A 13,485-nucleotide genomic window follows, 5' to 3' on the forward strand; every position below is an offset into this window, starting at 1 on the left:
GTCGGGATACGCCATGCGACGCCGCGCAGGCGTCATTCGGCTGCAATGGGTGGTTGGACCGGATCACCACGCACCACCACGGTTGCCGCGACCTTGTAGAATTCCTCGCCCGGCATGCCGACGCAGCGCGCATGCTCCCGGATCGAGTCACCGTCACGCGCCTCGTATATGCAGAATGTGCCGATGCGACCATCCGCCTCGTGCACCACATAGCTGCGGATCCAGCGGACACGGTCCGGCATCTGCTCGTCGCCGACCCTTGCGGATGTTGCGCCGGCGAGTTCCAGCTCGCTCATGTTCGCCCAGGCGCTCGGACGGCGAATGACATAGAGTTCCATCGAAATCTCCTCGGTTGCAATTATTGAACGGCAGGCGCTCATAGCGAGCCATGATCAGCTATAGGCGCTGTCGATGCCGACTGTCCTTACCGCGGACTGATCATTGCCTGATCTTTGTCTGATCCTTGGCTGAACCTTTTCCGCCGAGCCCGCACTCATACACATGGCATTCTCATTTGGACTGTTCGAGCTTGATGAAGCTGGACGCGTGTTGCTGTGCGCGCGCCAAGAGGTCCCATTGCAGCCGCGTGTGTTCGATCTGCTGATTTATCTGGTTCGACACCGGGACCGGGTCATCCCCAAGGAAGAACTCCTCGAAGCCGTCTGGCCGGATGTGACGGTCACAGACAACTCGCTGCAGCGGGCGGTGAGTGCGTTGCGCGCCGCGCTGCGCAACGGCGGCATGGACGGCGCGATCCGAAATCTGCCGGGCAAAGGCTATCGCTTCTTCCTCGAGTCCGGGATCCGGCAGCCGGAACGCATCGACCCCAAGCAAGTCGATGGCACCGTCGGTGCAATCGGTCTCGCCCGACGCGCAGCGGCCGGACAATTGTGGTTGCAGGCAGCGACCCTGTTCGCGAGCGCGGATGAAAGCGGCCAGCTCAACGCTGAAGATCTGCACGATTGGGCGCTTGCCCTGCAGTGCCTCGGCAGGGCCACGGCAGCGATTCCGATTCTGGTTCGCGCGGTCGCCGCACGCAGCCAGGCCGGTGACGCTGCTGGCGCCACGGTCGACGCAATAGCGCTCTCGGCCTTGCATTTCGAAAGCGGCCAGGCCGCGATCGGAAAGGGCTGGCTCGCGCGGGCGGAAGATTGGGCTTCAACGCTCGACGATCCTCCGACGACGGCACTGGTGTTATGGATGAAGTCGAAACTGGCTGCTTTCGATGGCGAGCCGGAACAGGCACTCGCGTTGGCCGACGCTGCCTACACCGCCGTCAGATACAAGGATGCGATCAATATCGAAGCGCTGAGCCTGGCCTATCGCGGCTTCTATCGGCTGTGCCTCGGCGACACACACGGAGGACTGTCCGATCAGGACCATGCCGCCGCAGTTGCCCTGTCCAGCAACAATCTGGACCCGATCATTGGCGGCAACCTCTATTGCAACATCCTCTGGGCGGCCCGGATGTTCGGAGATTGGGCACGCGCCGACCAGTGGACGCGGAGCTACCAGAACTTTTGCTCGGGCAGCGGCATGGAATTGACGGGCTCGTGCCAGCTGCACCGCTCCGAGGTGCTCGGCATCAGAGGCTCGCTCGACGAAGCGCTGTCGCGCATTCAGGACGCGCTCGGACGCCTGACCAGCGATGCGCCCTGGTCTCTTGGCGATGCCAACCGGGTGCTGGGCGATATTCAGGCGGCGATCGGCAATGACGACGCAGCGCTCGAAGCCTATGACAGGGCTTACACGCTGGGCTGGTGCCCGGAGCCGGGCCGCGCCATGCTGCTGCTCGCAAGAGGGGAAGCGGAAGCCGCCTATGCAAGCCTCGAGCGGAGCCTGATCGGCAAGACCTGGTGGACGCTGCAGCGGCGCGGAATCCTGCTCGCGCATCTGGCGCTGGTTGCCGCGCACACGCATCGGACCGTTCGAGCGAAGGCATTGATCTGCGAACTGTCGGGAAGTCCGGATCGCTGGCCGATGCCCTCGATCCGCGCACTCACCAACGAAGCACAGGCGATCCTCGCGCTTTCCCGGCAGGACCATGAAACAGCCATGCGGCATCTCCATCTCGCCCGCCAGCTGTGGTCCAGCATCGAGGGGCGGGTCCAGATCGTGCGGCTGCGGCTTCAGATCTCCAGCCTCCAGCTGGAGCATGGAGATGTTCGCGGCGCCATGGCCGAAGTTCATGCGGCACAGCTTCTGGCCCGTGACCTGGGCTCGCCCAAGCGTCTTGCCGAGTGTCTTGCCTTGCAGCGTGACATTGAGGCCTGGCAGCCAACGGCGCGACGTCAGATGTGCGGGTGATCACGCCGCGCGGCGCAGCCAGTCGCGCACGCGTTCGATCAGATTCTTGCGCGGCGTGGCCTGAGGTGCCGCGCCGGCCGGCACGACCTCGTGCACGAATGGCGGCGCTTGGTCAGGGACGACCGTCTCGGCGCCCCGCTCGGTCTCGGCAGTTGCATCGGGTGCGGCCACCGGAACGTCTTGCGGCGCCATGGCCGGCGGATCGGGCTCGCTTTGCGCGAGTGGCGGCTGATCGATGGCCGGCGTCTCCGCCGGCGCAGCCGCATCGGCAACATCAGGCGCGTCGGTGACCTCCTGCTCGTCGATGACCTGTGGCACTGCGGCTTCGCGAATCCGCCGGCGCTCTGCGGCCACGGCTCTCCCCCGCGCGCGCCGCTCGCGCTCGGTGAGCGCCGCGGCCTGCAACGCGATCGGTCCGACATTTTCCAGGAACGCGCGCTCGTAGCCGCGCGACAGACGCTCGAGTGCCGCATCGAGCGGCAGCCAGTCCACCTCGCGGACGTCGCTCATCAACGCCCGCACCGGCTTGCCGCCGGCATCCATGCGCCAGTAATGCACCACCTTGGATCGGCCGCCTGAATCATAGACCAGCGTGCCGAGGAATTCGTGCACGTCGACGTCGTGGCCGGTTTCCTCGAGCACCTCGCGCTCGGCAGCGGCGCGCGGCGTCTCGCCGTCGTCGAGCTTGCCTTTCGGCAACACCCATTCATTGCGCTTGCGCAGCCGCACTACGGCGAAGCGCTGCGGTGCGTCCCGCCGCAGCACAATGCCTCCCGCCGCCAGAACAGGCGTCCGCGCCATCTCGTGTCCCAAAGGTTTGCGATTTAGGATCGTCGCACGACGATCCCGACTATTCTACGCATGATCGCGAAAAGTGGAAGCCGGTTTTCCCGCTCAAACGATGAGCGCGATGGAAACAAGGCTATAAAGGCTTCCGCAGCAGCGGCTCGCCGCATTTGATCCGCGTTCCCTCCGCGACGTTGTCAGGGAATTCGAAATTGCCGGGCGCCAGCACGATGATCGTCGAGCCGTGTTCGAACCAGCCGAGTTCATCGCCCTTCTTCACATGCGCGTTACAGGAAAAATCCACTAGGCCCCGCGACTGCGCGTTCAGCGTGATATCGAGGAAATGCAGGCGGAGGCTGGCGACAAGGATCGCCGCGACCGGAACCAGCGTCAGTGCCTCGCCGGTTGGCAGCTTGGCGCGCAGCACCGCGCGCTCGTTCTTGCAGAACAGCCGCTCGATCCGCTTCAGCGCGATCGGATTGACGTTCCAGACGTCGCCATGAATGAACGTCACCTTGTCGATGGCAAGATCATAGGGCGCGTGGAAACGGTGGTACATGCTCGAGGTCAGCCGCAGCGTGACGAAGCGGCCGTTCCGGTGCTGCTCCACGAGCGCCGGATCGCCGACCAGATCGAGCAGCGAATAGGGCGCGCCCTTGACCTGGAACAATTGCCCGTCCTCGATCCGCCCATGCGCGCCGATGATCGCATCCGACGGGCTCGCGATGATGGCAGGATCGGCAGCGGCCGGACGCAGGCCGGGCTTGAGCTCGCGGGTGAAGCAATCGTGCAGGCTCCTGAACTCGGTCTTCTTGGCCTCCGACAGATCGAGGTCGGAGAACAGCTTCCAGCAGGCGATCGAGGCGTCGCGCACCAGGGGGTTCTCGACCTTGGAGAACCAGCCCATGAAGCGGGTCAGCGCGGCCCGCGGAATCCGGTTGGTGAGCAGGAAATTGAGGTCTTCCTGCTGGGTGAATGCCGAGATCAGGCCCTTGACTGTCATGAATCTGTTAGGTGCTGAGGCTAGCGCTTCTGTCATGGAAACATCCCTTCCGATTCTCTCGCTGTCCGCCGCCGCGCTTGCCGGCGCCGCCGCAGCTTTCCCCAAAATTCAGGCCCGCATCGCGCTGTCGCGCGCCAAACACCGCTCGCTGACCGGACATTCCAAGATGTCCAAGATGGTCGCGCGCATGGTCCCGCACTACGAATTCGACATCGACGACTTCTTCCGCTCCGACGGCGCGCCGAAGGACGTCGCGATGCAGCGCCAGGACGGCTTCTTCCGCCTCGCCGGCCTCTACGGGGATCGCTACCCCAAGGGCCGCGCGCTGACCGCCGAGGTCACGGAGCGCATCTCCGACCTGCAGTTCACCGAAACCTACCGCGTGCCGTTCCAGTACAGCCGCCTGGTGCGCGAGCATCTCGGCACCTCGGCCTTCGTCGAGGCCTCCAGCGGCGTCACCGTCACCGACGTCGACGGCAATGTCTTCTACGACCTGACCGGCTCCTACGGCGTCAACATCTTCGGCAACGACTTCTACAAGGAGTGCATCGCCGAGGGTGAGAAGCGCGCCCACGCGCTCGGCCCCGTGCTGGGCCCCTATCACCCGGTCATTGCCGACAACGTCAAGCGGCTCTGCGAGCTGTCCGGCCTCGACGAGGTCTCGTTCCATATGTCCGGCACCGAGGCCGTGATGCAGGCGGTGCGGCTCGCGCGCTACCACACCAAGCGGAAGCGCCTCGTGCGCTTCGCCGGCGCCTATCACGGCTGGTGGGGCGACGTGCAGCCCGGCGTCGGCAACCCGGTGTCGCCGCACGAGACCTTCACGCTCGCCGACATGTCGGAGAAGACACTGCACGTGCTGCGGACGCGCAGCGACATCGCCTGTGTGCTGGTCAACCCGCTGCAGGCGCTGCATCCCAATTCCAACGCGCCCGGCGATTCCGCGCTGGTCGACTCCTCGCGTTCCTCCAAATACGACCGCGCCGCCTACACCGAATGGCTGAAGAAGCTGCGCGAGGTGTGCACCGAACGCGGCATCGTCCTGATCTTCGACGAGGTGTTCGTCGGCTTCCGCCTCGCCGCCGGCGGCGCCCAGGAATATTTCGGCGTCAAGGCCGACATGGCGACCTACGGCAAGAGCCTGGCTGGCGGGCTTCCGGTCGGCGTGGTGTGCGGCCGCAAGGATTTGATGCGGCGCTTCCGCGACGACCGCCCGGCCGACATCTGCTTCGCCCGCGGTACCTTCAACTCGCATCCCTATGTGATGACGGCGATGGACGAGTTCCTGAGCCGGCTCGCCAGCCCGAACTTCCGCTCGATCTACAACGGGCTGGACGAGACCTGGAACGGCCGTGCCAAGGCGCTCAACGACCGCCTCGCCGCGCAAGGCTTGCCGGTTCGCGTCGGCAACATCTCGTCGATCTGGACCATCTATTACACCGAGCCGTCGCGCTACAACTGGATGCTGCAATACTATCTGCGGGCCGAGGGACTGGCGCTGAGCTGGGTCGGCACCGGCCGTCTGATCTTCACCCTGAACTACACCGAGGCCGACTTCGCCGAGGTCAGCGACCGCTTCGTTGCGGCAGCCGAGAAGATGAAGCGCGACGGCTGGTGGTGGCACAAGGCCGGCCTCACCAACAAGAACATCAAGCGGCAGATCCTGAAGGAGATGGTCGCCGTGAGGTTCGGCCGCTGAGCACACCGTCATTCCGGGGCGATGCACAGCATCGAACCCGGAATCTCGAGATTCCGGGTTCGCTCGCTGGCGCGATCGCCCCGGAATGACGGCGTTTGGGTCGTCACCGTGAAGTTCAGGCGCTGAGGCAACGCGCGGCCCCCCTGCTCCCTCGCCCCGCCCTTGCGCGGAGAGGGTTGGGGTGAGGGGCTGCATCCATAAAATCGGAAATGGACGGACTCGTGGTGAGCCCCCCTCACCCGGATCGCTGGCGCGATCCGACCTCTCCCCGCAAGCGGGGCGAGGTGACGTGTACGCGCGGTCGAAGGCGCTCAAGTGATGATCCGCCGTAATCCTAAGACGTAGATGCCCGGGACAAGCCCGGGCATGACGTAGCTTGAAGACTCTGAGGGCAACCGATCAGGCGTGCTTGACGTGCTTCTCGAGACCCGGATCGATCAGTTCGCCCTTCATCAGGAACAGCGGCGCCTTGTGATAGAGCTTCAGGTCGTTGAACGGGTCGGTGACGATCTTGGTCATCCAGACGAGGCCGGTTTCGACGTCGCGGATGAAGAACAAATGGATGGTGCGGAACAAGAGGCCGCCGATGCCGACCACGAGCCAGATCTTGGCCACCTGGCGGGTGAGGTCGCCCATCGTGACCCAGGGCTTGAACAGGCCGAACAGCGTCGGATCGAAGTACAGCACCATCGGCGACAGCGCCCAGATCGCCATCAGCACGACCTTGCGCTGCAGATTGTAGCCGACCTTGATGTCTTCCTTGTGCTCGTGGGTCGCCTGGTTGACGTGGTCGTAGCCCTTCGGCTCGAAGAAGAAGTGACCGGCCTGGCGCGAGGTCATCGAGACCAGCCAGCCGACCAGCGCCGACACGACCGGATCGAAGAACAGCATCACATAGGCGAACAGGAAGCTCAGCGCGCTGACGAAGTGCAGGCTCTGGTTGATCCGGCTGTGATGGTAGAAGCGATGGTCATCCCAACGCTGGGTACGCAGCTCTTGCAGGAAATTCTTGATCATTGGTTCCCCCAACATCTTTCGGAACAGGATTTACAGGGATTCGATGTATCGCGTGTGACATCATCATAATGACATATGACAATGCGGAGCGACGCCTTGACGCAACCGGAGCAGGGTCTCGCCTCATCCCGACAAAATCTGCGGAGATCAGGCGAAGGAGATCGTAGCCTCCCGGCCTGGGGTGCGCTGTGCGCTACCTCACCCGGGAGGAGCGGCGGGCTGGGCCGCCTGGCCGGGCCGCCTCAGGCGGCTTTGGCGACATCCGCCTTGCGGAAGCGGACCAGCGAGAAGTGGCCGAGCGGCGGAATCAGGCGCCGCTCCGCGAGCTCCATGCCGCGCGCGCCGGCGAGCCATTTGGTGTAGCGCGACCAGGCGAATTCGGCGGTCCGGAACCCGAGCGGGCGCACCACCGGCTGCAGCTTCTGCTCGATGAAGCGGCGCACGCCGGCATCGGCGCTGACGCGGGTCAGGATGATCAGTTCGCCGCCCGGACGAACCACGCGGGCGAACTCGTCGAGCGCGGCTTCCGGGTTCGGCACCGCCGACAGCACGTACTGCGCCATCACCACGTCGAACGAATTGTCGGGGAATTCGAGCTTTTCGGCGTCCATCACCGCGAGGCCCTCGACATTCTTCAGGCCCCGCTCCGCGACCCGCTTCTTGGCCTTCTCCAGCATCGCTTCCGAGATGTCGGTGCCGAAGATGCGGACGTTCGGGCTATAGAGCGGCAGCGAGATGCCGGTGCCGACGCCGACCTCGAGCACCCGGCCGCCGATCTTGTTGGTGGCCTGGATCGCGGCCTGCCGGCCCTTGCTGAACACACCGCCAAACACGAGGTCGTAGATCGGCGCCCAGCGGTCATAGGCCTGCTCGACCGTCTCGCGGTCGAAGTCCATGGAACGGTCGGCACCCAGCTTGATGATTTCAGCCATAGATCGTCTCTCGTCTCTCGTTCGATTGAGGTGTTAATTCGGAACCGCGCTGCGGCCGGCAACGCGGCGGGCGGGCCGCGGCGCGCGGCTCGGCTGCAGCGTGGCCAGATTGCCGATGAACTGACGCGCACTGTTTTCCCAGGAACGCTCCAACGCAAAATTGCGGCAGTCGGCGCGCGACATCGTCAGCGCGCGCAGGCAGGCGCTGCGCAGGTCGTTGTCGATCGCGCCGATCGGATGGTTGGCGATGACGTCCTTCGGGCCGGTGACCGGGAATGCCGCAACCGGCGTGCCGCAGGCCAGCGCCTCGAGCTGCACGACGCCGAAGGTGTCGGTCAGGCTCGGGAACACGAAGACGTCGGCGGCGGCGAGGTGCGAGGTCAAATCCTGCCCCTTCTTCTCGCCGAGGAAAATCGCGTCGGGATATTTCTGTTCCAATGCCGCCCTTTGCGGGCCGTCGCCGACCACGACCTTGGAGCCCGGCAGGTCCAGCGACAGGAAGGCGTCGAGATTCTTCTCCACCGCGACGCGGCCCATGGTCATGAAGATCGGCCGCGGCAGATCGAGCACAGCCGGCTGGTCCGGATTGAAGATCCTGGTGTCGACGCCGCGGGTCCAGAAGCCGAGCTTGCGGAAGCCGCGCTCGGCGAGCTCGCTGCGCAGCGAGTCGGTCGCGACCATCGTCATCGACCCGGCGGCGTGGAAGTGGCGCAGCACCGCGTAGCCGACGCTGTCGGGAATTCCGGTGCGAACCGAAACATATTCCGGGAAGCGCGTTGTATAGGATGTGGTGAAGGCGAGCTTGTTGCGCTGGCAATAGCCGCGCACCGCCCAGCCGATCGGCCCTTCGGTCGCGATGTGGATCGCCTCGGGCGCGGCCTCCTCGATCCGGCGCGCGATCTCGCGGCGGTTCGGCAGCGCCACGCGCAGGCCAGGATAGGTCGGCACGCCGACCGAGCGGAAACCGTCGGGAGTGAGGAACTCGATCTCGGCGCCGAGCCCGGCTGCGCTGCGCGCAAGCGACGTCAGCGTCCGGACCACGCCGTTGACTTGCGGATGCCAGGCATCGGTCGCAACGAGTATGCGCATTGCAGGAGATCCAAATCGTTAATCTTGATTCTGCTCGCACGACGTTCTGACATGGATGTTTCAAACGTATGACGTCATCGAAATGTTAGGTTGTTTTTCACGGCAAACGGCCGGCTTTTCGTGTAACGTGACAGCCAGATGTCAGAGCAGAGTGAAAATCCCGGCGCGAAGCGCCGCAGGCTCAGGCGGCGAAACTCGTCGCTGCTGATCCTTGCGGCCGGCATGCTTGTGTTCGGCCTCGCCGCCGGCGCGCTGTATTACGCGCTGCGTCCGGTGACGCTCGCGATCGCGGTCGGCCCGACCGGCAGCGAGGACGTCAAGCTGATCCAGGGCTTCGCCCAGGTCTTTACGCACGACGGCAGCTCGGTGCGGCTGAAGCCGGTCACGACGCAGGGCTCCGCCGAGAGCATCGCACTGTTCACGGCGAACAAGGTCGACCTCGCGGTGGTGCGCGGCGACCTCGATCTGCCCGCGAGCGCCGAGTCGGTTGCGATCCTGCGCAAGAATGTCGTCGTGCTGTGGGCGCCCTCGGGCGCCAAAGGCAAGCGGCGGTCCGCGAAGATCAAGAGTATCGACGATCTCGCCGGCCACAAGGTCGGCGTGGTCGGCAGCACCCAGGCCAATGTCACGCTGCTGCGCGTGATCCTGACCGAATCCGGCGTCAACCCCGACAAGGTCGCGGTCAGCCAGTTCGCCGTCAACAAGATCGCCGACCTCGCGCGCGATCCCTCGCTCGATGCCTACATGACCGTCGGCCCGCTCGACAGCAAGGTGACGGCGGAAGCGATTACAGCGACGGCGGCCGCGCGCGGCGAGCCGGTCTTCCTCCCGGTCGATGTCTCGGAGGCAATCGCGCAGAAGCATCCGCGCTATGAGTCCGAGGAGATCGCCGGCAGCATCTTCTCCTCGTCGCCGGCGCGGCCCGAGGACAAGGTTGAGACCGTCAGCGTCAATCACCTCATCATCGCGCAGCATGCGCTGAGCGAGGCGACCGTCGGCGCGCTCGACCGGCAGCTGTTCACGCTGCGCCTCCAGGTCGCGCGCGATCTGCCGGCGGCGGCAAAGATCGAGAAGCCCGACACCGACAAGGACGCCGCGCTGCCGGCGCATCAGGGCGCGGCCGCCTATATCGACGGCACCGAGCGCACCTTCCTCGAAAAATACTCCGACTACATCTGGGGCGGCATCCTGCTGCTCTCCGGCCTCGGCTCGGCCGGCGCCTGGCTGCGCCACTACGTGAAGCGCGACGAGCGCGAGCACTACATCACCCATCGCGACAATCTGCTGACCCTGATCTCGCAGGTGCGCGGCGCCGAGACGCCGGAACAGCTCGCCGCCATGCAGGGCGACGCGGATGCCCTGTTGCGCGAGGCGCTCGACTGCTACGACGACGGCGCGATCGAGGAAGGCGATCTCTCGGTGATCGGGCTGACGCTCGAGCAATTCCATCACGCCGTCTCCGACCGCCGCGCCGTGATCAACGGCGACAAGCCGGGCCTGCCGCGGATGCGCGCCGGCTAGGCCGCGTGCACGCCGAATTGCACCGAGAGCAATGTGCACCGAGAGCAATGTTTGGATTGCGCATGCAGGCGCGCGTGGCCATGTTGAGTACTGACCACAACGCTTCGCACGACACCATGATCACGTCCATCGTCGCTGACCTGCCCGGACCTTTCGTGCTCGCGGTTGCCTTCGCCGGCGTCTTCCTGATCGCCTTCATGAAGGGCGCGTTCGGCGGCGGTTTTGCCATCGTCGGCATCCCGCTGCTGTCGCTGGCGATGGACCCGATCGCGGCGGGCGCGCTGCTGGCACCATTGTTCGTCGTCATGGACGTCACCGCGCTGCGGTTCTGGCGCCCGAGCACGTGGTCGCGCATCGACCTCGCGATGCTGCTGCCGGCGCTCGTCGTCGGCATCGGCCTCGGCTATTTCGTGCTGCGCGATCTCGACCGGCATGCCGTCGAGATCGTGATGGGCGTGGTGACGCTGGTGTTCGCCGCGCTGTGGCTTCTCGGCGGCGGCGAGATCAAGCCGCGTCCGCGTTCGACGTTCAAGGCGACGTTCGCCGGCCTGTCCTCCGGCGTCACCACGATGGTGGCCCATTCGGGCGGGCCGCCGCTTGCGATCTATCTGCTGCCGCTCGGCATGCCGAAGGCGCTCTACGCCGGCACCACCAGCCTGTTCTTCACGGTCGGCAACCTCTTGAAGGCCGGCCCGTGGCTCGTGCTCGCCACGCCGTCGCGCAGCCTGTGGATGCTGATGGCGCTTTGCGTGCCGGCGGTGCCGGTCGGCGTCTGGGCCGGATGGCGGCTGCACGAACGTCTCGACCAGCGCGCGCTGTACCGCGCCTGCTACGCCATTCTGGTCATCACCGCGGCCAAGCTGCTGTGGGACGGATCGGCCGGATATCTCAGCTCCTGAACGGCGAAGGTGTGCTGGCTCCTCGTCAGGAGGAGTGCCTGCTGCGGACGGCGCTCGCGGCAACGGCAAGAGGCGCAATGTCCTGGCGCGGCGCGGCCGCGTCGTCCGGCGCAAGGCGCTCGCGCGCCACGAAGGAGAAGCGGCTGCGCAGCTTCAGGATCGGCTTCTCAATCCAGTGCCAGGAGAACGCGGCGAACAGCGTGATCAGCAGCAGCGCAATCGCGAACTGAATGATCACGGGCGCGTGCGGCAGCCATACCCGCACCACCTGCTGCACCGGAAAGCCGTAGAGATAGATGCCGTAGGAATAGTCGCCGCGCGAAATCAGCGGCAGCCGCGGCAGCTTCGAAACGCCGAGATAGGCGGTGATATAGACCAGCGCCGGGGCGATCAGCAGATTGAGCACCGGCTGGCTCATCCAGTCCGCCGGACCGAGCAGCGCGGCGCCCGCGCAGAGCGCGCAGCACGCGGCGAGAAGCCATCCGTTGTAGGGAATGCGGTCACGATAGAGATAGATCGCGATGCCGAGCATGAACGCGACCGGCAGCTTCGCGCCGCGTCCGAGGAACGGCGCCGTGCTGAAGATCCTGTCATGCAGCGTGCCGGCGACCCCGGCGGGCAGTTGCGAGGGTTGCGCGCCATGCCCGGCGAGTACGAGCGCAAGGCCGATGCCGACCAGCACGAGCGCACCGAGCACGATGAGCGGCGGCTTGCGCAACAGGCCGAACAGGATGAACACCGTCATCAGCGCGTAGCAGCCATATTCGAACGGCACCGTCCACAGCGAGCTGTTGACCTCCGGCGCGGGATTGCCGCTGAACACGCCGGGCAGGACGTAGTTCACGAGGCCGATGATGTTGGTGAAGTATTTGTAGGTGCCGAAATTGGTGAAATAGTCCGACAGCGGCAGCGCGGTGAAGATCGGTCCGAGGATCAGCGCCGACAGCACGATCTCGACCGCAAGCGCCGGAATGATCCGCATGCCGCGATTGGTGAGAAACTCCCTCAGCGAGAGCCGCAGCCCGCTGGCCGCGATCAGAAACCCGCTCAGCGCAAAGAACATCACGAGAATGGCGTAGTGCGGAAACCAGGCGATCCACGCCTGCTCGCCGTCGCCACTGCCGCCCGCGACATAGGGCGCGTGGGCGGCGACGACGGAAATCGCCAGTGCGATACGGAGAAAATCGAACCCGGGGCCGAAGCCCTTCTGCCGATCCAGCATGCTGCCGATCGTGTGCCCCAGCATCATTTCCACTCCATTCCGAAACAATGCGCTGGGACAGCAAGCGCCGTGCCAGGAAGACTGTCTTGCGGCGGGACACCCCCTTCCCGGCAACCCGGCCTTAACCGTGCGACGAAACACGCACGAAACAATTCCCTAACGGCACGAAACCATTTTGGCGATTTCGTGCAAACGTCCTGAAACGCCTCACCTGTACTGCTTTGACCCAACGACGCGCCGGAACTGGCGCGCAGGGCGCAAACAACAGGGGTCGACAATGTTCAATTCCATCAAGCTGAACTCACGTCTCGCTGCCGCCGCCTTCGGTGCGCTGGCGATTGGCACCGTCGCTTTTTCGAATTCCGCCGCGGCCGCTCCGCTGCCGATGTTCCCCTTCATCCTGACGCCGCCGACCGAGGCCGTGCAGCCGCCGGTGCAGTCGATGCCGCAGACGCAGGAGGAAGACCGTTCGGTTGAGTTGCCCGCCCGCCTGCGCCGCCAGGTCGTCGCCTATCCGACGCGCGAGGCGCCCGGCACCATCATCATCGACACCCCGCACACCTATCTCTATCTCGTGCTCGGCAACGGCCAGGCCATGCGCTACGGCATCGGTATCGGCCGCGACGGCTTCACCTGGTCGGGCACCCAGACCATCACCAAGAAGGCGGAGTGGCCGGATTGGACGCCCCCGCCGGAAATGATCGCCCGCCAACCCTATCTGCCGCGCCACATGGCCGGCGGCCCCGGCAACCCGCTCGGCGCCCGCGCCATGTATCTCGGCGGCACCATCTACCGCATCCACGGCACCAACGCGCCGGAGACGATCGGCACCCGCGTGTCCTCCGGTTGCCTGCGCCTGACCAATGCAGATGTCTCCGACCTCTATTCGCGGGTCAGCGTCGGCACCAAGGTGATCGTGCTGCCGATGACCGACCGCCGCGCCGATCTCGGCTCGGCCGTCCGCTAAGCCCCTCCCCTCCAAGGCGTCCCTAAATAAAGGCGTCCTCGAC

Annotated in this window: 12 protein-coding genes; 5 read left to right on the plus strand and 7 right to left on the minus strand. The window is 65.3% G+C overall.

The window, feature by feature from the left end:
- Positions 1-32 precede the first annotated feature (32 nt).
- A complete protein-coding gene (locus tag ACVMDN_RS26030) occupies positions 33-338 on the minus strand; it encodes a nickel-binding protein (protein WP_057014965.1) in 306 nt (101 codons plus the stop codon).
- Positions 339-501: 163 nt separating this feature from the next.
- Between ACVMDN_RS26030 and ACVMDN_RS26035 the strand changes: the two genes are divergently transcribed.
- The gene (locus ACVMDN_RS26035) at positions 502-2,307 is read left to right on the plus strand and encodes a winged helix-turn-helix domain-containing protein (RefSeq protein ID WP_076824084.1); all 1,806 of its coding nucleotides are present in this window, start codon (positions 502-504) and stop codon (positions 2,305-2,307) included.
- Here the strand turns inward: ACVMDN_RS26035 and ACVMDN_RS26040 are convergent, their stop codons facing one another.
- Together ACVMDN_RS26040 and asd are read right to left on the minus strand one after the other, a co-directional pair.
- Positions 2,308-3,108, minus strand: a complete 801-nt coding sequence (locus ACVMDN_RS26040) for an NUDIX hydrolase (protein WP_076824082.1) — start codon at positions 3,106-3,108, stop codon at positions 2,308-2,310.
- Positions 3,109-3,229: 121 nt separating this feature from the next.
- Entirely contained in the window at positions 3,230-4,096 is an 867-nt protein-coding gene (gene asd, locus ACVMDN_RS26045; RefSeq protein WP_057014963.1) for an archaetidylserine decarboxylase, read from the minus strand.
- A gap of 34 nt (positions 4,097-4,130) precedes the next feature.
- Here asd and ACVMDN_RS26050 point away from each other — a divergent pair, with 34 nt between their 5' ends.
- Positions 4,131-5,795: an aminotransferase class III-fold pyridoxal phosphate-dependent enzyme gene (locus ACVMDN_RS26050; protein WP_076824080.1), complete on the plus strand. Its 1,665-nt coding sequence runs from the start codon at positions 4,131-4,133 to the stop codon at positions 5,793-5,795.
- Positions 5,796-6,194: 399 nt separating this feature from the next.
- Here ACVMDN_RS26050 and ACVMDN_RS26055 read toward each other — a convergent pair whose 3' ends face one another.
- From ACVMDN_RS26055 to ACVMDN_RS26065, 3 genes are all read right to left on the minus strand, one after another.
- Positions 6,195-6,812 carry a hypothetical protein gene (locus ACVMDN_RS26055; protein WP_076824078.1) on the minus strand — a complete coding sequence of 206 codons (618 nt, stop codon included), beginning with the start codon at positions 6,810-6,812 and terminating at the stop codon, positions 6,195-6,197.
- 242 nt (positions 6,813-7,054) lie between these two features.
- Positions 7,055-7,744: a class I SAM-dependent methyltransferase gene (locus tag ACVMDN_RS26060; RefSeq protein WP_057014960.1), complete on the minus strand. Its 690-nt coding sequence runs from the start codon at positions 7,742-7,744 to the stop codon at positions 7,055-7,057.
- Positions 7,745-7,777: 33 nt separating this feature from the next.
- Complete coding sequence (locus ACVMDN_RS26065) at positions 7,778-8,833, minus strand: glycosyltransferase family 4 protein (protein WP_076824075.1); 1,056 nt, start codon at positions 8,831-8,833, stop codon at positions 7,778-7,780.
- 138 nt (positions 8,834-8,971) lie between these two features.
- Between ACVMDN_RS26065 and ACVMDN_RS26070 the strand changes: the two genes are divergently transcribed.
- Both ACVMDN_RS26070 and ACVMDN_RS26075 read left to right on the plus strand, forming a co-directional pair.
- On the plus strand, positions 8,972-10,354 hold the full coding sequence (locus ACVMDN_RS26070; RefSeq protein WP_076824073.1) for a TAXI family TRAP transporter solute-binding subunit: 1,383 nt from the start codon (positions 8,972-8,974) through the stop codon (positions 10,352-10,354).
- A gap of 116 nt (positions 10,355-10,470) precedes the next feature.
- On the plus strand, positions 10,471-11,253 hold the full coding sequence (locus ACVMDN_RS26075) for a sulfite exporter TauE/SafE family protein (RefSeq protein ID WP_076824231.1): 783 nt from the start codon (positions 10,471-10,473) through the stop codon (positions 11,251-11,253).
- A gap of 25 nt (positions 11,254-11,278) precedes the next feature.
- Here the strand turns inward: ACVMDN_RS26075 and ACVMDN_RS26080 are convergent, their stop codons facing one another.
- Entirely contained in the window at positions 11,279-12,502 is a 1,224-nt protein-coding gene (locus ACVMDN_RS26080; protein ID WP_141341951.1) for an acyltransferase family protein, read from the minus strand.
- Positions 12,503-12,752: 250 nt separating this feature from the next.
- On the opposite strand from ACVMDN_RS26080, the gene ACVMDN_RS26085 reads away from it, so the two are divergent.
- A complete protein-coding gene (locus tag ACVMDN_RS26085; RefSeq protein ID WP_076824069.1) occupies positions 12,753-13,442 on the plus strand; it encodes a L,D-transpeptidase in 690 nt (229 codons plus the stop codon).
- Positions 13,443-13,485 lie beyond the last annotated feature (43 nt).

The organism is Bradyrhizobium sp. USDA 4510 (assembly GCF_054059095.1).